Here is a 23048-nt window from a genome sequence, read left to right on the forward strand (position 1 = left end):
CCTGCGCGGTGGCTACTGCTGGACCGTGAGGTTCAGCAGCGCCGACGCGGCGTTGGTGTCCGCCGTGGCGGTGTGGGTGACGGTCAGCTTGTAGCTGCCCGCCGCGAGCTTCGGGAGCGTCACCACGACGTGCCCGTTCTCGTCGAGGGTCCCGGTGAGCATCGCGACGGTGGAGAGGTTCCTCTTCACCATCACGCTCACCTGACCGGTGCCGGCGACACCCGTCGAGGACTTCGCGTCGACCGTGACCTGCGCGCTGGCGCCCGGCTTGACCGGGTTGGGCGAGACGGTCGCGGTGAGCTCCGAGGCGGCCTTCGAGACGATCAGGCGGGCGGTGCCCTCCGAGGCCTTGAAGGTGGCGTCCGAGCCGTACGCCGCACGGAGGGTGTGGGTGCCGGCGCCGAGGGTCTTCGGCAGGGCGAAGGTCGCCTTGCCGTCCTTCAGCGTCGCGCGGCCCAGCTCGGTGGCGCCCTCGTAGAGGACGACCTCTCCGCCGGGGTTCCCATCCTGACCGGTGACCGTGACGGTCGCCTCGCCCGGTGCCCCGAAGGTCACGCGGGGAGCCGAGAGCGCCACGGTGGTGGTCGACGCGGCGGTCGGGGCGTTCGCCGCGGCCAGGTCGATCGTGAACTTCACCGTGCCGACCGCCGAGACGTTGCCGCCGGTGTCGGTGGCGCGGTACTGGATCGTCCGGGCGCCGTTCGTGGTGAACGGGACCGTGTACGCGCCGTTGACGGCGCGGACCGTGGTCCACGTCGTGCCGTTGTCGGCCGAGTACTGGACGGTGGAGAGCGCTCCGTTGTCCGTGGCGGTGAGGCCGAGGGTCACGGGCTTGTTGTAGACGCCGCCGACGCCCGCAGGCGCTGCCGGGTCGAGGGTCGCCGCGACGGTCGGAGCCGTCTTGTCACCGGCGCCGACACCCTGGAAGGTGAGGGAGTCGAGCGACAGGCCGCTGGGCGAGGTCACGTAGAGCGAGCCGGTGCCGCGGGGGACGTTGGTGCCGAAGGGGACGAGGACGTCCTTCCAGCCGGCTCCCGCGGGGATGGTCGCCGTTCCGAAGGGCGCTGCGTCGGCAGCGTTCCAGCGGAGGTCGACGGTGCCCTCACCGGTGGCGCGGACCACGACGCCGGTCAGGTTGGCGAAGTTCACCGGGTCCCAGCGCAGGAAGGATCCCGCACCGAGTCCGCTGACGGCGTTGCCGCCGCTGGCGGTGGTGTCCGCGTAGGGCAGGACGCCCTCACGGGCGGCGTGCTCCGCCTCCTGCGTCTTCGGGTTCAGCCGCAGCGTCGCCTCGGCCGCAGCCGGGGGCAGGCCGTTGAAGCCGCCGTCCGTGTAGGTCACGACGACGGTGCCGTACAGCAGCGCGCCGGGGCCGTGCTCGGGCGAGTCCTTGGACGTCGGGAACGCTCCCTTGGCACCGGTGCCGGTGACCTCGGGGTGGGCGTGCTCGTCGTGGCCGAGGCCGTAGGTCCAGCCCACGCGGCTGCTGACGATCTGGTCGCCGTCCTCAGCGTCCTTGCCGGTCACCTGGTAGGGGATCGCGTCGCCCCAGCTGAAGAACGAGCCGTTGCCGGGCGTCTGGATCTGGATCTGCGGCGCCTGGTTGCCGACCGAGATGACCCGCGAGGTCAGGCTGAACTTGCCCTTGGCGTCGGTGACGCGCAGACGGGCCGTGAACTGTCCGAGCTCGGTGTAGGTCTTCTTGACGGTCACTCCGGTGGCGTCGAAGGTGCCGTCGCCGTCGAAGTCCCAGTCGTAGGTGAGCGCGTCGCCCTCGGGGTCGGTCGATCCCTTGGCGTCGAACGTGACCTCGAGCGGGGTCTGCGAGGCGGACAGGGGGGTCGCGGTGAAGCGGGCCTGCGGCGCCTTGTTGCCCTCGGCGTAGTCGATCCGGTACAGGCCCGCGTCGGGGTTGGCGCGGAAGAATCCGTCGCCGTACTCGATCACGTACATCGACCCGTCGGGGCCGAACTCCATGTCCATCGGGTTGTCGTGGATCGGCTGCGCGGCCTGGCTGAGCGCCGCGTTGGGGAGGAAGTCCTCGATGTGCGTGACCGCGCGGTCCTCATCGAGCGTGAACGCCGCGATGTAGTCCTGCGAGAACTCGCCGAAGAAGGTCTTCTTGTCCCAGTACTCCGGGAACTTCGACGTCGAGGTGTTCTCCGCGTCGAAGTGGTACACCGGTCCGCCCATGGGGCCCTGGCCGGTGCTGGTCCCGAAGTTGACGAGCTCGTCGAACGGCTGGTCGCCGGGGTTGTCGCCGTAGTAGACGGTCGCCGCCTTGGCGTCCGGGATGTCGACGAGGCCGGTGTTCCAGCGCGAGTTGTTCTTCAGGTTCTCCGGGTCGAAGAAGCCGCGGGGCGTCGACGTCTCGAAGTTCCACTCGTTGTACGGCGCGTTCGGTCCGTGGACGTAGGGCCAGCCGGAGTTGTGCGGCTCGTCCAGTCCGGTCGCGTTCCACTCGACGAGGCCCATCGGGCCGCGGACGCCGTCGGCCGCAGCGGCCTTCGTGGCGTCGGGGCCGTAGTCGCCCCAGGAGAGGGTGTTCGTCTCGGCGTCGACGTCGATCTTGAACGGGTTGCGGACGCCCATCACGAAGATCTCGGGGCGGGTCTTCTCGGTTCCCACCGGGAAGAGGTTGCCGTCGGGGATCGTGTACGAGCCGTCCTCCTGCACGGTGATCCGGAGGATCTTGCCGCGGAGGTCGTTCGTGTTGCCGGCGCCGCGACGCGAGTCGAAGCCCGGGTTCATGCGGGGCGCGTCGTTGTTCGGCGCGAAGCCCGCGGCACCCGGAGCGCTCGCCGGCGTGTTGTCGCCGGTGGAGAGGTACAGGTTGCCGTCGGCGTCCCAGTCGAAGTCGGCACCCACGTGGCAGCACTGCCCGCGCTGGGTCTCGATGTCGATGATCTTCTGCTCGCTCGCGAGGTCGAGGCCCGAGCCGGTCCACTTGAACCGGGAGAGGCGGTTGATGCCCTTCCACTGGTCCCAGTAGCTGTCGGTCGCGCCCTCGGGCAGCATGTTCGGAGCCGCGCCGGTCGGGGTGTTCCCGGGGGGCGCGTAGACGAGGTAGACCCACTTGTTCTCGGCGAAGTCGGGGTCGATGCCGACGGACTGCAGCCCGTCCTCCGAGTTCTGGTACACGGGGATCGTGTTGACGACACGGGTGGTGCCGGTCTTGGGGTCGGTGTGGCGGATCTCGCCGTTCCGAGCGGTGTGGAGGACCGACTTGTCCGGGAGGACGGCCAGGTCGAGGGGCTCGCCGACGTTCTTCGTCAGCAGGACCTTCTCGTAGTTGCTCCAGTCGAGAGCGGATGCTCCGCCCTCGGAACCGTGGTCCACTCCGTCGTGGGCCGAGGCGGGCAGGCCGAGGGCGGTGAGTCCGGAGACCGTCACCATCCCGGCGATGCCGAGTGCGAGAAGACGCCTGATGCTTCTTCTCGAGGATCGCTTACCATTCATGCGTGATGTGATTCCTTCAATGAGGTGTTCATCGCAGAGGCCGGGTCCGTCGCTGTCCGCACGACTGAGCGGATCCGGTCTCCTCCTGTCCGGCCCTGGGGCCGGTGTCTTGCACTCCTCCTCCTCTCGCGGATGCCGGTGGCGCTGCGCTGCGGGTCGTCAGTGATCCCGGGGCGGCGCCGAGGTGGGGGCCGGCGCGGGATGGTTCCCGCGCCGACCCGGGCTGGTGGGGCCGATCAGGACTCGAAGGCCGAGGGCAGGTACTCGGAGACGTTGTCCTTGGTGACGACCGGCGCGAAGAGCTGGATCTGGCGCGGGACGCCGAGCGAGCTGGTGTCGGCCATCGACTTGTTCTGCTCGACGAGGCGGGCGAGCTTGATGCCGTCCGCGGCCTGGGTCGAGGGGTAGACGACCGTGGCCTTGACGACGGAGTCGTCGGCCTCGATCGCGCGCATCACGTTGGCCGATCCGGCGCCGCCGACGAAGAGGAACTCGTCGCGTCCGGCGGTGTCGATCGCCGCGAGGACGCCGACGCCCTGGTCGTCGTCGTGGTTCCAGATGGCGTCGATCTTCGGCGCGGCCTGGAGGAGGTTGGCCGCGGCCTGCTCTCCGCCCTGGACGGTGAAGTCGGCGGCGACGCGATTGTCCACGTCGAGTCCGCAGCCCTCGAGCGCGTCCGAGAAGCCCTGGCTGCGCTCCTGGGTCAGCGGGAGGGAGTCGATGCCGGCGATCTCGGCGACGACGGCGTCGGGGTTGTCGCCGAGCTCCTCGCAGATGTAGGTGCCGGCGCTGACGCCCATACCGTAGTTGTCGCCGAGGATGGTCGACCGGGCGGCGAAGGGGCTGGAGAACTCGCGGTCCACGTTGATGACGGTGATGCCCGCCTCCATCGCCTGGGTGGCGACCTGCGTGAGCGCCGCTCCGTCGATCGGCAGGAGCACGATCGCGTCGACTCCGTCGTTGATGAAGGTCTCGACCTGGCTGATCTGGAGGTTGACGTCGTTGGTGCCCTCCGCGGTGCGGAGCTCCACGTCGTCGTACTTCTCGGCCTCGGCGATGGCGGCGCGGCTGACCGCGCCCATCCAGCCGTGGTCGGCGGCGGGAGCGGTGAAGCCGATGACGACGTTGTCGCCGGAGGCGTCGTTGTCCGAGGCGGCCACGGCGGCGGCGGTCCCGCCGGAGGCGGCGTTGCCGGTCTCGACCGGGGCGTTCGAGATGCAGCCGGTGAGCATCAGCGCGACCGCGCCGAAGGCGACGCCGGCCGAGCCGAGTCGGGCGGTGCGGGAGAGGCGGCTGCGGGTGAAGGGGCGTGCGGGCATGGAAGTGATCTCCTTCGATCGATCCGAGGGGTCCGAGGGCACACGTGTCCTGCGGAGAGGTGACCTGAGTGGTCGGGTGGGTTGCTGTGTGTGGAGGAGCGGGGCCGGAGCCCCGGGGTCAGGACTTCCTGCCGCGGGCGGCGAACCGCTGCTGCAGCAGGACGGCGGCGACGATGATCGCGCCCTTCGCGACGGCCTGAGTCGAGGTCGACATGTTGTTCTGCGTGAACACGTTGGTCAGGGTCGTGAAGATGAGGACGCCGAACACGGTGCCGACGATGGTGCCGCGGCCGCCGGCCAGCAGCGTGCCTCCGACGACGACCGCCGCGATGGCGTCGAGCTCGTAGAGGAGGCCGTTGGTCGAGCTGCCGGCGGTGGTGCGGGCGAGCATCATGACGGCGGCGATGCCGGCGGTGAGCCCGGCGAGGCCGTAGACGTACATGGTGTGGCGGCGGACCTTGATGCCGGCGAGGCGGGCGGCCTCGGGGTTGCCGCCGACCGCGATGGTGCGGCGGCCGAAGGTGGTGCGGTTGAGCAGGATCCAGCCGGCGACGGCGACGACCACGAAGATCAGCACGAGCACCGGGATGCCGAGCACGTCGGCGCGGAATAAGTCGAGGAACGGCGTGACCGTGACGACCTGCGTCTGGCGGTTCGAGATCAGCTCGGCGAAGCCGCGGGCGGCGACGAGCATCGCCAGGGTCGCCATGAAGGCGACGACCCGGCCGTAGGCGATCAGCGCGCCGTTGATGAGGCCGCAGACGAGGCCGACGACGACCGCGGTGAGCACGATCACCAGCCAGGAGGTGTTCGCCGCGTAGTACTGGGTCGAGACCGTGCTCGCCCAGACCGTCGCGAGCCCCATCACGGAGCCGACCGAGAGGTCGATGCCGCCGGAGGTGATGACGAACGTCATGCCGATGCTCAGCACGCCGATGACGGCGGCGAGGCGGAGGATCGTGAGCACGTTGTCGACGCTGGCGAAGCGCTCCCCCGCGGTCGCGAATCCGACGATGCAGAGGATCACCAGCGCGAGCAGCAGCCCGACGTTGCGGCCGAGGGAGCCCTGCAGGAGGCGGGCCATCCCGGAGCGGGAGTCCTTCGAGGGCACGCCCCCGGAGGAGCCTCCCGTCGCGGCCGACGCGTGACGGGCGGCGTCCTCCTGCGGACCGCCGATCGACGGCGACGCGGTGTCGAGCTGTCCGCTCACGCTGCACTTCCTTCCATGACGAGATCGAGCACGCGGTGCTCGTCGATCGAATCGGCCGGGCCCTCGTGGACCACGGCGCCGTCGGAGATCACGAGCACTCGGTCGGAGAGTCCGAGGACCTCGCCGATCTCGCTGGAGACCACGAGCACGGCGGCGCCGTTGGTCGCGAGGTCCCTGATCAGGGTGTAGATCTCGGCCCGTGCGCCGACGTCGACCCCGCGGGTCGGCTCGTCGAGCAGCAGGACGCGGCAGCCGCGCACGAGCCAGCGGGCGAGGAGCGCCTTCTGCTGGTTGCCTCCGGAGAGGGTGCGGGCGTCGCGGTCGACCCCGGAGGGCCGCAGGTCGAGGGAGACCGCCTGCTCGGCCGCCGCCGCGCGCTCGGAGCGCTCGTCGAGGAAGCCCCGCTTGGCGAAGCGGTCGAAGGTCGAGAGGGTGATGTTGCGGTAGACCGGCTCGTCCAGGAGCAGGCCCTGGCTCTTGCGCTCCTCCGGGCAGAGGCCGATGCCGGCGTCGACCGCCGAGGTGACGGATCCGGCGCGCAGGCGCTTGCCCGCCACGCTGACCGTCCCGGTGCTGGCGCGGCGCGCCCCGTAGATGGTCTCGAGGATCTCGGAGCGGCCGGAGCCGACCAGCCCCGCGAGGCCGACGACCTCGCCGGCGCGGATCTCGAGGGAGACGTCCGAGAAGGAGCCCTGCAGGCCCAGCTTCTCGACCTTCAGCAGCGTCTCGGCCTCGACGTCGAGCTCCTGGCGGTCCGGGAAGACGTACTCGACGGCGCGGCCGGTCATCAGGGTGATGAGCTGCGAGGTGGGGGTGTCGGCGACCGCGAGGTTCTGCGCGACGGTCGCGCCGTCCTTGATCACGGTGATCCGGTCGCCGATGGCGCGGATCTCGTCGAGGCGGTGCGAGATGTAGACGATGGCGACGCCGGAGGCGGTGAGCTGGCGCACCACGTGGAAGAGGTTCTCCACCTCCTCGGAGTCGAGCACCGCGGAGGGCTCGTCCATGATGATGACCCGCGCGTCGTGCGAGAGGGCGCGGGCCATCTGCACGATCTGCTTGCCGGCGGCGGAGAGCGTGCCGACCTCGCGGTTCGGCGAGATCTCGGAGTGGCCGAGGCGCTCCATCAGCTCGCGGGTGATCCTCGTGGCCTTCGCCCGGGCGGTGAAGCCGCCGCGGGAGAGCTCGTGGCCGAGGAAGATGTTCTCGGCGACGGAGAGGCCGTCGACGACGTCGAGCTCCTGGTACATCGTCGCGATGCCCAGGGCGAGGGCCGCCGTCGGGGACGGGATCGTGACGACGTTCCCGTCGACGAGGATCTCGCCCTCGGTGGGCTGGTGGGCCCCGGCGAGGGTCTTGATGAGGGTGGACTTGCCGGCGCCGTTCTGGCCGAGGAGGCAGTGCACCTCACCGGGTCGGACATCGAGGTCGACGCCGTCGAGAGCACGGGCGCCGGGGAAGACCTTCACGATGCCGCGCATCTGCAGAAGCAGCTGCTGAGACTCGTCGGAGATGCGGGGAAGAGGCTGTGCAGCAGTGCTGCGGGGGTCTGCGGTGACCATGCGGATGAAGCTACTTCCACTTACGTCGCGGGTCAAGCAAAAGTTCTGAACCGATTCGAAGGCGGTTCGAGTGATCGCCCAGTCGCCCTGAGGGCTTCCTGCTACCGCGTCAGGGCTGGGATCCGCGGGATTACGCGACATCTGACGGCGGCGGTTGAGACATTCCGTCTGTGATAGAGCGCTCTCCGAACCCTATGAACGCGCTCATGTCCGTGCAGCCCGGGCGCGTCGCCCCGGAGGCGGCCTCGCCGAGCGCGGTAGCGCCCGCGCCCCGACCCGTGGCAGGGTCGTACGGCCGACGAAAGGACGACGATGTCGAACGACCGAGCCCTGCGCGTCGCGATGGTGGGGACCGCCTTCATGGGCCGCACCCACTCGCACGCCTGGCGCACCGCCTCCCGCTTCTTCCCCCTCCCTCTCCGCCCCGAGCTCGCCGTGCTCGTGGGGAGCAACCCCGACTCGACCGCCGAGCGCGCCGAGCGGCTGGGCTGGAGCGAGGCCTCCACCGACTGGCGGGCCGTCATCGCCCGCGACGACATCGACCTCGTCGACATCTGCACCCCGGGCGACACCCACGCCGAGATCGCCATCGCGGCCCTCGAGGCCGGCAAGCACGTGCTGTGCGAGAAGCCCCTGGCCAACTCCGTCGAGGAGGCGGAGCGGATGGTCGCCGCGGCCGCCGCCTCCGGGAAGGTGGCGATGTGCGGCTTCAGCTACCGCCGCACCCCGGCCCTCGCCCTCGCGAAGCGCTTCATCGAGGAGGGCCGCCTCGGCGACATCCGGCACGTGCGCGCCCAGTACCTGCAGGACTGGCTGTCCGACTCCGAGGCGCCGCTGACCTGGCGCCTGCAGAAGGAGCGCGCCGGCTCGGGCGCCCTCGGCGACATCGGCGCGCACAGCATCGACACCGCCCAGTGGCTGACCGGCCGCGGCATCACCTCGGTCTCGGCGACGCTGCGCACCTTCACCACCGAGCGCCCCGTGCTCAGCGAGCAGGTCGGCCTCGGCGGCCGCGCCGGTGCCGACGCCCCGCGCGGCGCCGTGACCGTCGACGACGCCGCGGCCTTCACCGCCTCCTTCGAGGGCGGCGCCCTGGGCGTCTTCGAGGCGACCCGCGTCGCGACCGGCCGCCGCAACGCCAACCGGATCGAGGTGAACGGCGAGCTCGGCTCGATCGCGTTCGACTTCGAGCGGATGAACGAGCTCGAGTACTACGACGCCCGCGACCCCGAGGAGGCGCAGGGCTTCCGGCGCATCCAGGTCACCGAGCCGGCGCACCCGTACATGTCGGCCTGGTGGCCGACCGGGCACGGCATCGGCTACGAGCACCTCTTCACCCACCAGGTCGTCGACCTCGTCGAGGCGATCGCCGGCGGCACGGCGGTCACGCCCACGTTCGCCGACGCCCTCGACGTGCAGCGCGTCCTCGACGCGGTCGCCACCAGCGCGGGCGCGTCGTCCGTCTCCACGCCGGTCGCCCGCTGACCCGTCCGTCCCCTCCCCGCGAGATGCCGCTCCGGTGCACCTCCCCCGGCGTGTCGCGTACTCGAGCGGCATCTCGCGAAGGGGGACGGAGGGCGGGTGCGGGACCCGTTCGGCGCCGTGCGCCGATCCTGCGCCATAATGCGCCTATGAGCAAGAAGATTGACGCCGCGCATCGCGCGCTGGTAGACGCCCTCGACAAGCACGCCCGACTCGTCTCGGACAAGGAGTCGAAGCCGCGGAAGGTCGAACGGGCCGGAGCCGAGCTCCGCGCCGCGACGAAGGCGTACGCCGCGCTCGTGTCCGCGCGCACCGGCGCCGCGAGCCCCTTCGCCGATCTGGCCGACCCCCGCCTGGACAAGCCGACCATCGCGTCGCTCCGGGCCGAGCGCGACGCGATCGCGAAGCGGATCGCCAAGCACGAGGCGTCGGCGGGCGAGGACGGCGCGCTCGCGAGCTGAGCGTCCGGCGCGGCGCGGTCAGGCGCTGAGCAGCCGTCACAGCGCGATCCCGCGGTGAGCGCGCGCCTCCGCTGCCTCCGAGTCGCCGTGTTACGCGCGGGTTCCGCGCGGGTCCGACCGCCTTCGTATGGTGATCCCCGGGATCCGCGCAGTCGCGGCGCCGAGCGACCGGAGGCCGGTCGCAGCGCCGGCGGTGACCAGCACCGCCCGGTCGGCGCCGAGTGGCCGGATCCTCTCCACGGAAGGATCCCCACAGCCATGACCCTGCGCACCCGACTCCTCGCGACCTCCGCGATCGCCGCCTCCGCCGCCCTCCTCCTCGCCGGCTGCTCCGGCGCGGGCGGCGGCGACGACACCGTCCGCATCGGCGTGGTCGGCGCGAGCGACCCCTACTGGGCCACCTACGAGAAGGCCGCCGCCGACGCCGGGATCGACGTCGAGATCGTCGACTTCAGCGACTACAACCAGCCCAACCCGGCGCTCACCGAGGGCGAGATCGACCTCAACCAGTTCCAGCACATCGCCTACCTGGCGCAGTACAACACCTCGGCCGACGCGGATCTCGTGCCGATCGGCGCGACCGCGATCTACCCGCTCGGCCTCTACTCCTCGCAGTACGACGACGTCGCGGACATCCCCGCCGGCTCCACCGTCGCGATCCCCAACGACGAGACCAATCAGGCGCGCGCGCTGCTGGTGCTGCAGTCGGCCGGGCTCGTCGAGCTGAAGGACGGCGGCGGAATGCTCTCGAACGTCGACGACGTCGAGTCCTCCTCGAAGGTGGAGGTCACCGCGCTGGAGGCCTCCCTCACCCCGACGTCGCTCCCGGACGTGGCCGCCGCGATCATCAACAACGACTTCATCGAGAACGCGGGCCTGAAGGCCTCGGACGCGATCGCCCAGGACGACCCGAGCGACCCCGCCTCCCTGCTCTACACGAACATCTTCGCCGCCCGGGCCGACGACGCCGGGAACGAGACCTACACGAAGCTCGTCTCGATCTACCAGGACAGCCAGGACGTGCTCGACGGCGTCTCGGAGCAGTCCGGCGGCACCGCGGTCTTCCTGAAGACCCCGGCCTCCGAGCTGGAGACCTCGCTCGAGTCCGCCGAGACCGACATCTCCGCCGCCTCCTGACTCCGGCACCCGCGGCACCGCGCCGGTCGGGTCCTCCGCTCGCGGAGCTCCCCACCGGCGCGGTCCCGCGCCTCCCCCGCAACAGAAAGGGCGCCCCGTGCCGCTCATCCGCATGACCGACGTGCGCAAGGTGTACCCCGGCGCAGGGCGCGGCGCCGCCCCGACCGCGGCCGTCGACGGCGTGAGCCTCGAGATCGAGGCGGGCGACGTCTACGGCGTGATCGGCTACTCCGGCGCCGGCAAGAGCACGCTCGCGCGCCTCGTCAACGCCCTCGAGCCCGCGACCAGCGGCAGCATCGAGATCGACGGCCGCGAGACCATGGGGCTGCCCGAGCGCGAGCTGCGTCGGCTGCGCCTGGGCATCGGGATGATCTTCCAGCAGTTCAACCTGTTCGGCTCGAAGACCGTGGGGCAGAACGTCGCCTACCCGCTGCAGGTCGCGGGCGTCCCGCGGGCGGAGCAGCGCGCCCGCGTCGACGAGATGCTCCGCTTCGTCGGCCTGAGCGACAAGGCGCGCAGCCACCCGGAGCAGCTCTCGGGCGGGCAGAAGCAGCGCGTCGGCATCGCCCGCGCCCTCGCCGCCTCCCCGCGCATCCTGCTGGCCGACGAGGCCACCAGCGCGCTCGACCCGGACACCACCGGCGAGGTGCTCGCCCTCCTCCGCCGCATCAACGAGGAGCTGGGCGTCACCATCGTCGTGATCACCCACGAGATGGACGTGGTCCAGCAGCTCGCGACGAAGGTCGCGGTGATGGAGTCGGGCCGCATCGTGGAGCGCGGGCCCGTCTTCGACGTGTTCTCGGCCCCGCGCGAGCCGGTCACCCGCCGCTTCGTCTCCACGGTCGTCCGCTCGGTGCCCTCGCCCGCGGAGGCGGCCGTGCTGCGTACGCGCCACCGCGGCCGGCTGGTCACGCTCTCGTTCTCGGACGACTCCGCCTCCCAGGGCGACGTCTTCGCCGAGGTCGCGGCCGCCGGCGTGCCGCTCGAGCTCGTCTACGGCGGCATCACCGACGTCCGCGGGCGGGCCTTCGGCCACCTCACGGTCGCCCTCGACGCGCCGGACGGCGTCGTCGACCCCCTCCTCGCCCGCCTCGGCGAACGCGTCGCCCTCACGGAGGTGCCCCGATGAACGAGCTGATCCCGCTCCTGCCCAAGCTCGTCCAGGCGACCGGCGAGACGCTCTACATCGTCGCGCTGAGCCTCCTCTTCGGCGGGCTCGGCGGACTGCTGATCGGACTGGGCCTCGCGCTCACCCGCGGCGGCGCCCTCTACGCGAACCGGGTGGTCCACGGACTGCTCAACGTGATCGTGAACGTGTTCCGGCCGATCCCGTTCATCATCTTCATCGCCGCGGCCCAGCCGCTGGCCCGGCTGGTGGTCGGCTCCGGCATCGGCACGGACGCCATCGTCTTCACCCTCTCGCTCGGCGCCGCCTTCGGCATCGGGCGGATCGTGGAGCAGAACCTGCTGACCGTGCAGCCCGGCGTGATCGAGGCGGCGCGGTCGGTCGGAGCGAGCCGGTTCCGGATCGTCCGCACGGTGCTGCTGCCGGAGGCGCTCGGTCCGCTGATCCTCGGCTACACGTTCGTGTTCGTCGCCGTGATCGACATGTCGGCGGTCGCCGGATACATCGGCGCCGGCGGGCTCGGCAACTTCGCGATCCAGTACGGCTACCGGCAGTTCGAGCCGGTCGTCACCTGGGCCGCGGTGCTCGTGATCATCGTGATCGTGCAGCTGGTGCAGCTGCTCGGCAACGTGCTGGCCCGCCGCGTCCTGCGCCGCTGAGGCCGCCCCCGCACGGCTGCGAAACGCCACCCCGGTACGCGACACGCGGGTGTCGCTGTACCGGAGTGGCGTCTCGCGGAGTGCCGTCCGCAGAGGCGGGAGCCGTCAGTAGCGCGGCTTGCGCTCCGGGCGCTCGCTCGAGCGGCTCGGGCCGCTGGGGCGTGCGCCGCGGTCGGCGCCGGCGCGGCTCGGACGGCGGTCCGGCTTCAGCTCGATCAGCTGCCCGCTGATGCGGGTGTCGGCGAGGCGGTCGAGCACGTCCTGGGGCAGGTCGGCCGGCAGCTCCACGATCGAGAAGTCCGGGCGGATGTCGATGTGCCCGAAGTCGCCCCGGTTGAGGCCGCCCTCGTTCGCGAGCGCGCCCACGATCTGGCGGGGCTCGACGCGCTGGCGGCGGCCGACCTCGATCCGGTACGAGGCGAGGTTGCTGTTCGCCGGGCGCTGACGGCGCTCGGGACGCTCGCCCCGGTCGCCGCCGCGGTCGAAGCGGTCGCCGCGCTCGGGGCGGTCGCCCCGGTCGGGCCGGGAGTCGCGGTCCTCGCGCTCGCGACGGGCGAAGCGGGGGTCGTCGGGCGAGAGCAGCAGCGGCTCCTCGCCCTGCGCGACGATGGCCAGCGCGGCGGCGACGTCCGACTCGACCACGTCGTGGTGCTCGACGTAGTGGCCGATGATGTCGCGGAAGCGCTGCAGGCGCTCGGTGTCGGCGAGCGCCGCGGTGATCGCGTCGTCGAAGCGCGAGAGGCGGGTGACGTTGACGTCCTCGACGCTCGGCATCCGCATCTCGGTCAGCGGCTGGCGGGTGGCCTTCTCGATGGCGGCGAGGAGGCGGCGCTCGCGCGGCGTGACGAAGCTGATCGCCGCTCCGCTGCGCCCCGCGCGACCGGTGCGGCCGATGCGGTGGACGTACGACTCGGTGTCGATCGGGATGTCGTAGTTGACGACGTGGCTGATGCGCTCGACGTCGAGGCCGCGGGCGGCGACGTCGGTCGCGACGAGGATGTCGAGCTTGCCCGACTTCAGCTGCTCGACGGTGCGCTCGCGCTGGGCCTGGGCCACGTCTCCGCTGATCGCCGCCGCGGTGTAGCCGCGGGCGCGCAGCTTCTCGGCCAGCGTCTCCGTCTCGCTCTTCGTACGGACGAACACGATCATGCCCTCGAAGTTCTCGACCTCGAGGATGCGGGTGAGGGCGTCGACCTTCTGCGGGTACGACACCATCAGGTAGCGCTGCGTGGTGTTGACGGAGGTCGTGGTCTTGTTCTTGACCGTGATCTCCTCCGGCTCCTTCAGGTACTTGCCGGAGATGCGGCGGATCTGCGCGGGCATCGTCGCCGAGAACAGCGCGATCTGCTTCTCGACGGGGGTGTCGGCGAGGATCGTCTCGACGTCCTCCGCGAAGCCCATCTTGAGCATCTCGTCGGCCTCGTCGAGCACCAGGAACTTCAGCTGCGAGAGGTCGAGGGTGCCCTTCTCGAGGTGGTCCATGATGCGGCCGGGCGTGCCGACGACGACGTGGACGCCGCGGCGGAGCGCGGAGAGCTGGGTGCCGTAGCCCTGGCCGCCGTAGACGGGGAGGACGTGGACGCCGCGGAGGCCGGACGCGTAGCGCTCGAACGCCTCGCACACCTGCAGCGCGAGCTCGCGGGTCGGGGCCAGCACGAGGGCCTGCGGCGTCTTCTGCGAGACGTCGAGGCGCGAGAGGATCGGCAGCGCGAACGCCGCGGTCTTGCCGGTGCCGGTCTGGGCGACGCCGAGGACGTCGCGGCCGGAGAGCAGGGACGGGATCGTCGCGGCCTGGATGGCCGAGGGCGTCTCGTAGCCGACCTCCTTGAGGGCCTTGAGGACCGGGTCGGAGAGACCGAGGTCGGAGAAGGTGAGCGTGGGGGCGCTCTCGGAAGCGGTGTCGGCTTCAGGGGCGGAATCGGGGGTATCGGTGGACGCCATGGTGCAACGGTAGTGCTCCGGCGGCACCGCCGTCCGAGGGAACCCCGAACGCTCGGGCGATCCCGACCCTCCGGAGGCGCCTCGAGCGCCCGTCACGGGGTGAAGTCGAGCAGCACCTTGCTCGAGCGCGAGGCGTCGCGGGCGAGCTCGAAGGCCTCGAGCGCGCGCTCCACCGGCACCACCTGCGTGACCACCGGCGCCACCGCGAGGCTCCCGTCGGCGAGCGCCGCCAGCACCTCGTCGATCTCGTCGACGAAGCGGAAGGAGCCGATCAGGCGCAGCTCCCGGGTGATCGCGAGCGAGATCTGGGCCGGCTGCTCGCCCGAGGGGAGGAGTCCCACCATCACGACGGTGCCGCCGCGGGCGGCGCCCCGGACGGCCGAGGCGAGGCCGCGCGGGCTGCCCGACGACTCGAAGACGACGTCGGCGGCGACCTCGGCGATCGCGGCTGCGTCGGTCGCGCGGATCGTCCGGGTCGCGCCGACCGCGCGGGCGATCGCGAGCGGCTCCTCGGCCAGGTCGACCGCGACGATCTCGGCCGCCCCCGCCCGCTTCAGCACGGCGACGATCAGCGCCCCGATCGGGCCGCTGCCGATCACCAGCGCGCGCCGTCCCGCCACCTCCCCCGCGCGCGAGACCGCGTGCCAGGCGACGCTCGCCGGCTCCGCGAGCGCCGCCTCCCGGAGCCCGAGGCCGGCGGGCAGCTCGCGGAGCATGCGCGCCGGCAGCACCGCGTGGCGGGCGAACGCGCCCTGGGTGTGCGGCATCCGCGCGGCGCTGCCCAGGTAGGTGCCCTCGGTCGCGAGGTTGGGGCGCCCGTCGGGCCACTCGCCGCGAGCGGTCGCGGGGTGCACGGCGACGGCCGCGCCGACCGGGGGTCCCGAGCCGTCCGCCGCTGCCTCGACGACCGTGCCGACCACCTCGTGGCCGAGCGTCAGCGGCTCGCGGAGGATCGACTCGCCCGCGGCGCCGTGCGTCCAGTAGTGCAGATCGGAGCCGCAGATCCCGCCGTACGCGACGGCGACGAGGGCCTCGCCGGGGCCGCGCGGCGCGAGCGGCGCCTCCTCGACGCGGAGGTCGCCGGCGGCGTGGACGACGACGCGGGTGGTGGAGGCGGGGACGAGCGCGGTCATGCGGGTTCCGTTCGGTGGGTCGAGGGGTGGCTCAGACGACGACGGTCATGCCGCCGTCGATGAAGACGACCTGCCCGTTGACGTAGTCCGAGCCGTCGGAGGCGAGCCAGACGGCGGGGCCGATCAGGTCCTCGACGCGGCCCCAGCGCGCGGCGGGCGTGCGCCCGAGGATCCAGCTGTTGAACGCCTCGTCGTCGACGAGGCCCTGCGTCATCTCGGTGTGGATGTAGCCCGGAGCGATCGCGTTGACCTGGATGCCGTGCTGCGCCCACTCCGCCGTCATCGCGCGGGTGAGGTTGCGGATCCCGCCCTTCGAGGCGGTGTAGGGCGCGATCGTCGGCCGCGCGAGATCGGCCTGCACCGAGGCGACGTTGACGATCTTCCCGGCGCCGCGCGGGATCATCCGCTTCGCCGCCGCCCGGCCGACCACGAAGGCGCTGGTGAGGTTCGTGCGCAGCACCCGCTCCCAGTCGGCGACCTCGAGCTCGAGCAGGGGCACGCGGTGCTGGACGCCGGCGTTGTTGACCAGGATGCGCAGCGGGCCCACCGCCTCCTCGATCCAGGCGACGCCCGCCTCGGCGGCCGCGTCGTCGGTGACGTCGGCGGGGAGCGCTCGCGCGCGGAGGCCGGGCCGAGACGTCCCGCTGCGCGCCGGGACGCCGGCGAGGGGCGGTGTCTCGGCGCGGGGCGGTGTCTCGGCACTGACGGGCAGCGGGAAGCCGGCGCCTCACCGCTGCCGGGCGCGTGAGCACGGCAGCTCGGCGGAGAGGCGCGGCGCGAGAGCAGCCTCCGCGCGTCGGCGCAAGGGCCCCCGCTCCGGGCGTCCCCGACCTAGCGTCGGAGGATCGGCATCATCGAGCGAAGGAGCACGACATGGCATCAGGAGTCGCAACGGTCTGGGTCCCCGTCACGGACATGGAGCGGGCGGTCGCGTTCTACCGCGACACGCTCGGCCTCGAGGTCAAGGACACCTCGGCCGACTGGTCGGAGCTGGACGCCGGCGGGCTGATGATCGGCCTGAACGCCCGCGAATCGGCCACGGTCGCGGAGCAGGGCGGGGCGGTCATCTCGTTCCAGCCCGAGGGCTCGATCGAGGACGAGCTGGAGCGCCTCACGGCGCGGGGCGCGTCGATCGAGGGTGAGATCAGCGACCACGAGTGGGGCCGCATCCTCCCCTTCAAGGACTCGGAGGGCAACGACCTCCAGTTCTACTCGCCGCCGCAGGGCTGAGCGGAGGACCGCCGTCGAGGCGGCCGCGACGAGCGGCGGGCGGGCCGGAGCCGGAGGGCTGCGGTCCGCCCGCCGCTGTGCGTCGCGCGGCCCGTCGGTCCTCGCGCAGGCGCGTCGCCCGGCCGGTCCGATCCTCGGATCGTCTCTCCGCCGCACGTGAGACCCTCCTCCCAGCCCGCCTCCGCACCTGAGGTCCTAGGATCAGTTGTCCGCCGCATCTGCGGACCCCAGATCCGGAGGTCCCCGTGCATCGTCGCCTGCTCCCCCTCGTCCCGGCCGCTGCCGCGCTCCTCCTGCTCGCCGGCTGCTCCGCTCCGTCGACCCCCGCCGGCGATACGGCCACCGGCGGCGCGACGTCCTCGGCCGGCGGCTCCATCACGGTCTTCGCCGCCGCCTCGCTGAAGGGCGCGTTCACCGAGCTCGCCACGGGGTTCGAGGCCGCCGAGCCCGGCGCGCAGGTCGAGCTCTCCTTCGCCGGCTCCTCCGACCTCGCGACGCAGATCGTCAACGGCGCCCCGGCCGACGTCTTCGCCTCCGCCGATGAGCGCACCATGTCCACCGTCGCCGAGGCCGGGTTCGTCGACGGGGACCCGGTCGACATCGCCACGAACACGCTCGAGATCGCCGTGCCTCCCGGCAACCCGGCGCAGGTCGCCTCGCTCGCCGACCTCGCCCGGCCCGGGACCGCCACCGTCGTCTGCGCGCCGCAGGTGCCGTGCGGAGCAGCGGCCGTCGCGGTCGAGCAGGCCGCCGGTGTCGACATCTCCCCCGTGAGCGAGGAGTCGTCGGTCACCGACGTGCTCGGCAAGGTGTCCTCGGGCGAAGCGGACGCCGGGCTCGTCTACGCGACCGACGTCCGCGGGGCCGCGGGCTCGGTCACCGGCATCCCCTTCGCCGAAGCCTCGGAGGCGGTGAACACGTACCCGATCGCGGCGCTGACCGGAGCGGGCGACCCGGCCACGGCGGCGGCCTTCGTCGCGTACGTCGCCTCCGACGCCGGGCGCGCGGTGCTCGCGGCGGCCGGGTTCGGAGCACCGTGAGAGGCGTCGCGGCGTCGGAGGAGGCCTGCAGGGCGGTCGGCAGGTCGGTCATAGGAGGGTCGTAGGACGGTCATCGGAGGCGCAGAGCCCCGGCCGCCAGGGTTGCCCGCGACGGACACCACGATCGACGAGGAGCACGACCATGACCCGCATCCCGCAGCCCCGCAGCACGCCCGACGGACCGGCCTACGAGGGCCGCCGGCTCGACCGCCCCGAGGAGGAGGTGGTCGACCAGGGCCTCCCGTTCGACGTGGGGACCCTCTTCTCGCGGCGCGGCGTGCTGACGCTGGTCGGCGCGGGGGCGGCGACCCTCGGGCTCGCGGCGTGCGCCACCGGAGGATCGGGATCCGCCTCCTCCGCCGCCGCGACCGCCACCGCGACTCCCACCGCGACCGCCACGGCCGGGGCCGGCACCGCGGTCGCCGGCGAGATCCCCGACGAGACGGCCGGCCCCTACCCGGGCGACGGCTCGAACGGGGTCGACGTCCTCGAGCGCTCCGGGATCGTCCGCAGCGACCTGCGCACCAGCATCGGCGGCGGCGCGACGGCCGACGGGGTCCCCCTGGCGCTCACTCTGACGATCCTCGACGCGGCGAGCGGGGGCGTGCCGTTCGCCGGAGCCGCCGTGTACGTCTGGCACTGCGACGCGAACGGGGACTACTCGATGTACTCCCGCGGCGTCGAGGACGAGACGTACCTCCGCGGCGTGCAGGTCGCCGACGCGTCGGGCGTCGTCTCCTTCGCCTCGATCGTCCCGGCCTGCTACTCCGGCCGCTGGCCGCACATCCACTTCGAGGTGTACCCGGGGGTGGACTCGATCGCCGACGCGTCGAACGCGATCGCGACCTCGCAGGTCGCCCTGCAGGTGGAGGCGTGCACCGCTGTCTACGCCCTCGACGCGTACGCGGGCTCGGCCGCGAACCTCGCCCGGGTCGGCCTGGACACCGACTCCGTCTTCGGCGACGACGGCGGAGCCCTGCAGCTCGCGACGATGTCCGGCAGCCCGGCGTCCGGCTACTCCGCGGCACTCACGGCGAGCGTCGACACCCGCACCGCGCCGACCGCGGGCGCCGCGCCCCGCAGCCGCTGACCCCCGTCCTCCTCCGCGGGACGCCGCTCCGGTCCGCGACACGCCGACGGAGGCGTACCGGAGCGGCCTTTCGCGAGAGGGGAACGGGCGTCAGCGCAGGAGGCGGCGGGCGACGGCCACGGCGCCGAGGGCCGCGAGGACCCAGGGACCGCCGACGAGCAGCGGGTCGAGGATCTGGTGGCGCACGTCGGACCGGCCACGGCGCGAGGCGATCGGGTGCGCGTGCGCCTCGGCCAGCACACCGGTCTCGGTGATCGGATCGTCCGGCCGTGTCGTGAGCAGCGAGCGGAGGTGCGCCCCGGTCGACTCCACCCGGTCGCCCAGCACGAGCAGCAGCCAGTGCGCGTGGCGCCCCTCGCTGAACCGGTCGTAGGCGTAGCGGCGGATCGCGCCCGAGAGGCCGTGGAGGGGCTGCGCCGTGCCGAAGACGGCGGGCAGCTCGAGGTGCTCGATGCTCTTCTCGCGACGGCCGTGCGTCCGCATCCTCTCCGGGCGCTCCCAGTGCGCGCCCGAGACGAGGTCGCTGCGCTCGCGGGGGAACGCGGGCCGGTCGGCGGGATCGAGGTCGGCGCCCCAGCCCGGGATGCGGGCGCGCAGCTCCTCGGCGGTCGGCACGCGGACGGGGCGGTCGGCGGTGTACGGCACGGGATCCTCCTACGGGACGACGACAGTCTTGATGCAGCCGTCGAGCTTGGACGAGAACAGGTGGTACCCCTCGGCGATGTGCTCGAGCGGGATGCGGTGCGTGATCAGGTCGCTGGGCGTGATGTGCCCGGCCCGGATGTGCTCGAACAGGCGCGGCCACTGCCGGGTGACGGGGGCCTGGTTCATCCGCAGCGTGAGGCCCTTGTTGACGGCGTCGCCGAACTTGACGGCGCTCGCGAGCGGACCGTAGGCGCCCATCACCGAGACGGTGCCGCCCTTGCGGACGCCGTCGATCGCCCAGTTGAGCGCGATCGGCGAGCCGCCCTGCAGCTTGAGCTTGGCGCCGGTGACGTGCTGGAGGAGGTTCCCGTCGGCCTCCGCGCCGACCGCGTCGATCACGACGTCGGCGCCGAGCCCGCCGGTGGTCTTCTTGAGGGTGACGATGAGGTCGTCCTCCTCGGTGTAGTCGATGGTCTCCGCGAAGGCGAACTCGCGGGCCTTGGCGAGGCGGTAGTCGATCTGGTCGACGACGATGACGCGGCCGGCGCCCATCAGCCAGGCGGACCGCGCGGCGGCCAGGCCGACCGGTCCGGCTCCGAGCACCACGACCGTGTCGCCCTCGACGATGTCGCCGAGCTGCGCGCCGAAGTAGCCGGTCGAGAAGGCGTCGGTGAGCATCAGGGCGTCCTCGTGCGGCAGCCACTCGGGGATCTTCGTCGGACCCACGTCGGCGAACGGGACGCGCACGTACTCCGCCTGCCCGCCGTCGTAGCCGCCCGCCGAGTGCGAGTAGCCGTAGATGCCGCCGATCGCGGTGGCGTTCGGATTCACGTTGTGGCAGTTGGAGTAGAGGCCGCGGGAGCAGAACCAGCAGGAGCCGCAGTAGACGGTGAAGGGGACCATCACCGTGTCGCCGACGCTGAGGTTCTGCACCGAGGAGCCGACCTCGTCGACCACGCCGATGAACTCGTGGCCGAAGGTGTGGCCGATCCGGGTGTCCGGGAGCAGCCCGTGGTAGAGGTGCAGATCGGATCCGCAGATCGCCGCCATCGTCACCCGGACGATCGCGTCGTTCGGGTGCTCGATCCTCGGCCGGTCCTTCTCCTCCACGCGGACCTTGTAGGGGCCCCGGTAGACCATCGCGCGCATGCCGCCTCCTGTGTCGTCGTCCCTTCAGCGTGCGTCGTGCTCCCGCCGGTCCTCCAGGGGGTTGCGCGCGCGGCCCGGGATCCCCAGCGCCCGTCCCTCCGCGTTCCTCTCCTCCCTCTCCGCGAGATGCCACCCGGATGCGCGGCACGCCGCAGGAGGCGCACCGGAGCGGCATCTCGTGGAGAGGGGACGGGCACTGCACAGGCTCAGCCGCGGACGTAGGATCGACTCCATGCCGCAGATACGGATCAGGGACGCCGCCGCCGCGCTCGGCGTGAGCGACGACACGCTGCGGCGCTGGATCGAGAACGGGACGCTCGAGAGCGCGAAGGACGCGTCCGGGAGACGCGTCGTCGACGGCCTCGAGGTCGCCCGGCTCGCCCGCGCGAACGCCGTGCTGCCGGAGGATCCGTCCCCGGTCGCGCGCTCGGCCCGCAACCGCTTCGTCGGGATCGTCACCGGCATCGTGATGGACACCGTGATGGCGCAGGTCGAGCTGCAGTGCGGTCCCCACCGCGTGGTCTCGCTGATGAGCAGCGAGGCGGTCCGCGAGCTCGGGCTCGAGCCCGGGTCTCCCGCGGTGGCGGTGGTCAAGGCGACCACGGTCATCGTCGAGACGCCGCTCGCCCGCGGCTGATGCGCACCGGGTCCGGCCTGCCGCGCTGGGTCGTGGCCGTCGCCGCGCTCGGCGCCCTGCTGGTGCTGCTCCCGCTCGCCGCGATCCTCGCCCGCGTCGACTGGCCGCAGTTCCTGCCGCTGATCACCTCCGACTCCTCCGTCGCCGCGCTCCTGCTGAGCCTGCGCACCTCCGCCGTCGCCACTCTGCTGTGCCTGCTGCTCGGCAGCCCGATGGCCCTCGTGCTCGCCCGCACGGCCTTCCCCGGCCAGCGCCTGCTCCGCTCGCTGGTGCTGCTGCCGCTGGTGCTGCCGCCGGTGGTCGGCGGGCTGGCGCTGCTCTTCACCTTCGGGCGGATGGGCCTCCTCGGCGGCGCGCTGGAGGCCCTCGGCGTCCGCATCGCGTTCTCGACCACCGCCGTCGTGATCGCGCAGACCTTCGTGGCCCTGCCGTTCCTGGTGCTGACGCTCGAGGGCGCGCTGCGCAGCGCCGGCGCGCGGTACGAGTCGGTCGCCGCGACGCTCGGTGCCTCGCCCGGGACGGTGCTCCGGCGGATCACGCTGCCGCTGATCCTGCCGGGCCTCGCCTCGGGCGCGATCCTCTCGTTCGCGCGGGCGCTCGGCGAGTTCGGGGCGACGCTGACCTTCGCCGGCAGCCTCGAGGGCACGACGCGCACCCTCCCGCTCGAGATCTACCTGCAGCGCGAGAGTGATCCGGACGCGGCGGTCGCCCTCGCGCTGGTGCTCGTGGTGGTCGCGGTGCTCGTGATCGGTCTCGCGCACGGCCGCTCCGCCCGGGGGGTGCCGCGATGAGCCTGCTGCTGGAGGCGCGGCTCGCGGCGCGCGGGATCGACGTGCGGATCGACGTGGCCGAGGGCGAGACGATCGCGCTGCTCGGGCCCAACGGCGCGGGCAAGTCGACCGTGCTCGAGCTGATCGCCGGCCTCGTCCGCGCCGACTCCGGGCGGGCGACCGCCGGCGGCGCGCTGCTCTTCGACGACCGCCGCTGGACTCCTCCGCACCGGCGCCCCGTCGCCCTGCTGGCGCAGGATCCGCTGCTGTTCCCGCACCTGAGCGTGCGCGAGAACGCGGCGTTCGGTCCGCGCAGCGCCGGCGCCGGGCGGGCGCGGTCCCGCGAGCGGGCGGAGCGCGAGCTGGCCGCCGCGGGCGTGGCCGACCTGGCCGACCGGCGCCCGGGGAGCCTCTCCGGCGGCCAGGCTCAGCGGGTCGCCCTCGCCCGGGCCCTCGCGACCGACCCGCGCCTCCTGCTGCTCGACGAGCCGCTGGCCGCGGTCGACGCCCGGACCGCCCCCGTCCTCCGCCGGATGCTCCGCGAGGTGCTCGCCGACCGCTCGGCGATCGTGGTCACCCACGACGTGCTCGACGCCTGGACCCTCGCCGACCGGGTGCTGGTGCTGCACAGCGGCCGGGTGGTCGAGGAGGGGCCGACCGCCCGCGTCCTCACCCGCCCTCGCACCGCGTTCACCGCCGAGCTCGCCGGGCTCGAGCTGCTCGACGGCGTCCGCACCGCGACGGGTCTGCGCACCGCCGACGGTCACGAGCTGTCCGGAGTGGCGGCCGAGCCGGTCGCGGTCGGCGCCGCGGTGCTCGCCGCGGTCCGTCCCTCCGCCGTCTCCGTCGGCGAGGGAGGCCTCCGCGCCGTGATCACCGATGTGGAGCAGCGGGGAGACGCGGTGCGGGTGCGCAGCGCGCTCCTGACCGCCGACGTCCCGGCGGCCGACGCGGCGCGCCTCGACCTCGCGCCCGGTCGCGAGGCAGGCTTCACCGTC

At 72.6% G+C, this 23048-nt stretch carries 20 protein-coding genes; 11 read left to right on the forward strand and 9 right to left on the reverse strand.

What is annotated here, in order from left to right; translation table 11 throughout:
- Positions 1 to 12: 12 nt before the first annotated feature.
- The 4 genes from C5C37_RS12765 to C5C37_RS12780 form a co-directional block, all read right to left on the reverse strand.
- Entirely contained in the window at positions 13 to 3459 is a 3447-nt protein-coding gene (locus tag C5C37_RS12765) for a PQQ-dependent sugar dehydrogenase (RefSeq protein WP_146085232.1), read from the reverse strand.
- Between the two features lie 236 nt (positions 3460 to 3695).
- Positions 3696 to 4778, reverse strand: coding sequence for a substrate-binding domain-containing protein (locus C5C37_RS12770; protein ID WP_104222461.1), 1083 nt, complete (start codon positions 4776 to 4778; stop codon positions 3696 to 3698).
- 118 nt (positions 4779 to 4896) lie between these two features.
- Positions 4897 to 5862: an ABC transporter permease gene (locus tag C5C37_RS12775; RefSeq protein ID WP_104339034.1), complete on the reverse strand. Its 966-nt coding sequence runs from the start codon at positions 5860 to 5862 to the stop codon at positions 4897 to 4899.
- A gap of 122 nt (positions 5863 to 5984) precedes the next feature.
- Positions 5985 to 7469: a sugar ABC transporter ATP-binding protein gene (locus tag C5C37_RS12780; RefSeq protein WP_219812904.1), complete on the reverse strand. Its 1485-nt coding sequence runs from the start codon at positions 7467 to 7469 to the stop codon at positions 5985 to 5987.
- Positions 7470 to 7862: 393 nt separating this feature from the next.
- Between C5C37_RS12780 and C5C37_RS12785 the strand changes: the two genes are divergently transcribed.
- The 5 genes from C5C37_RS12785 to C5C37_RS12805 all read left to right on the forward strand — a co-directional run bounded on the left by C5C37_RS12785 (position 7863) and on the right by C5C37_RS12805 (position 12415).
- The gene (locus C5C37_RS12785) at positions 7863 to 9035 is read left to right on the forward strand and encodes a Gfo/Idh/MocA family protein (protein WP_104233530.1); all 1173 of its coding nucleotides are present in this window, start codon (positions 7863 to 7865) and stop codon (positions 9033 to 9035) included.
- A 146-nt stretch (positions 9036 to 9181) separates the two neighbouring features.
- A complete protein-coding gene (locus C5C37_RS12790; protein ID WP_104233529.1) occupies positions 9182 to 9493 on the forward strand; it encodes a hypothetical protein in 312 nt (103 codons plus the stop codon).
- A gap of 258 nt (positions 9494 to 9751) precedes the next feature.
- Entirely contained in the window at positions 9752 to 10630 is an 879-nt protein-coding gene (locus C5C37_RS12795; protein ID WP_104339028.1) for a MetQ/NlpA family ABC transporter substrate-binding protein, read from the forward strand.
- Between the two features lie 97 nt (positions 10631 to 10727).
- Entirely contained in the window at positions 10728 to 11759 is a 1032-nt protein-coding gene (locus C5C37_RS12800) for a methionine ABC transporter ATP-binding protein (protein ID WP_258074134.1), read from the forward strand.
- Entirely contained in the window at positions 11756 to 12415 is a 660-nt protein-coding gene (locus tag C5C37_RS12805) for a methionine ABC transporter permease (protein WP_104233527.1), read from the forward strand. The genes C5C37_RS12800 and C5C37_RS12805 overlap by 4 nt, the downstream gene beginning before the upstream one ends.
- 105 nt (positions 12416 to 12520) lie before the next feature.
- On the opposite strand, the gene C5C37_RS12810 is transcribed toward C5C37_RS12805, so the two are convergent.
- From C5C37_RS12810 to C5C37_RS12820, 3 genes are all read right to left on the reverse strand, one after another.
- Entirely contained in the window at positions 12521 to 14356 is a 1836-nt protein-coding gene (locus C5C37_RS12810; protein ID WP_104237941.1) for a DEAD/DEAH box helicase, read from the reverse strand.
- A 92-nt stretch (positions 14357 to 14448) separates the two neighbouring features.
- A complete protein-coding gene (locus tag C5C37_RS12815; protein WP_104339029.1) occupies positions 14449 to 15489 on the reverse strand; it encodes an L-idonate 5-dehydrogenase in 1041 nt (346 codons plus the stop codon).
- 31 nt (positions 15490 to 15520) lie between these two features.
- Positions 15521 to 16201: an SDR family oxidoreductase gene (locus tag C5C37_RS12820; RefSeq protein ID WP_104339030.1), complete on the reverse strand. Its 681-nt coding sequence runs from the start codon at positions 16199 to 16201 to the stop codon at positions 15521 to 15523.
- Positions 16202 to 16362: 161 nt separating this feature from the next.
- Between C5C37_RS12820 and C5C37_RS12825 the strand changes: the two genes are divergently transcribed.
- The 3 genes from C5C37_RS12825 (at position 16363) to C5C37_RS12835 (ending at position 18849) form a co-directional block, all read left to right on the forward strand.
- Positions 16363 to 16719, forward strand: a complete 357-nt coding sequence (locus tag C5C37_RS12825; RefSeq protein WP_104222452.1) for a VOC family protein — start codon at positions 16363 to 16365, stop codon at positions 16717 to 16719.
- 245 nt (positions 16720 to 16964) lie between these two features.
- Complete coding sequence (modA, locus tag C5C37_RS12830; protein WP_104324688.1) at positions 16965 to 17759, forward strand: molybdate ABC transporter substrate-binding protein; 795 nt, start codon at positions 16965 to 16967, stop codon at positions 17757 to 17759.
- 142 nt (positions 17760 to 17901) lie between these two features.
- Entirely contained in the window at positions 17902 to 18849 is a 948-nt protein-coding gene (locus tag C5C37_RS12835) for a 3,4-dioxygenase subunit beta (protein ID WP_104319623.1), read from the forward strand.
- A 90-nt stretch (positions 18850 to 18939) separates the two neighbouring features.
- Here C5C37_RS12835 and C5C37_RS12840 read toward each other — a convergent pair whose 3' ends face one another.
- Together C5C37_RS12840 and C5C37_RS12845 are read right to left on the reverse strand one after the other, a co-directional pair.
- On the reverse strand, positions 18940 to 19494 hold the full coding sequence (locus C5C37_RS12840) for a hypothetical protein (protein WP_104319622.1): 555 nt from the start codon (positions 19492 to 19494) through the stop codon (positions 18940 to 18942).
- A 9-nt stretch (positions 19495 to 19503) separates the two neighbouring features.
- The gene (locus C5C37_RS12845; protein ID WP_104339031.1) at positions 19504 to 20643 is read right to left on the reverse strand and encodes a zinc-dependent alcohol dehydrogenase; all 1140 of its coding nucleotides are present in this window, start codon (positions 20641 to 20643) and stop codon (positions 19504 to 19506) included.
- A gap of 232 nt (positions 20644 to 20875) precedes the next feature.
- On the opposite strand from C5C37_RS12845, the gene C5C37_RS12850 reads away from it, so the two are divergent.
- From C5C37_RS12850 to C5C37_RS12860, 3 genes are all read left to right on the forward strand, one after another.
- Positions 20876 to 21280 (forward strand): molybdopterin-binding protein, encoded by a 405-nt coding sequence (locus C5C37_RS12850; protein WP_104222447.1) that lies wholly within the window; start codon positions 20876 to 20878, stop codon positions 21278 to 21280.
- Positions 21280 to 22071, forward strand: a complete 792-nt coding sequence (locus C5C37_RS12855; RefSeq protein WP_104292637.1) for an ABC transporter permease — start codon at positions 21280 to 21282, stop codon at positions 22069 to 22071. Before C5C37_RS12850 ends, C5C37_RS12855 begins: the two co-directional genes overlap by 1 nt.
- Positions 22068 to 23048 (forward strand): sulfate/molybdate ABC transporter ATP-binding protein (locus C5C37_RS12860; RefSeq protein ID WP_104339032.1); only part of this gene is annotated, 981 nt, incomplete at its 3' end. The genes C5C37_RS12855 and C5C37_RS12860, both read left to right, overlap by 4 nt.

It is taken from the genome of Rathayibacter sp. AY1F9, assembly GCF_002932155.1.
GTDB lineage: Bacteria > Actinomycetota > Actinomycetes > Actinomycetales > Microbacteriaceae > Rathayibacter.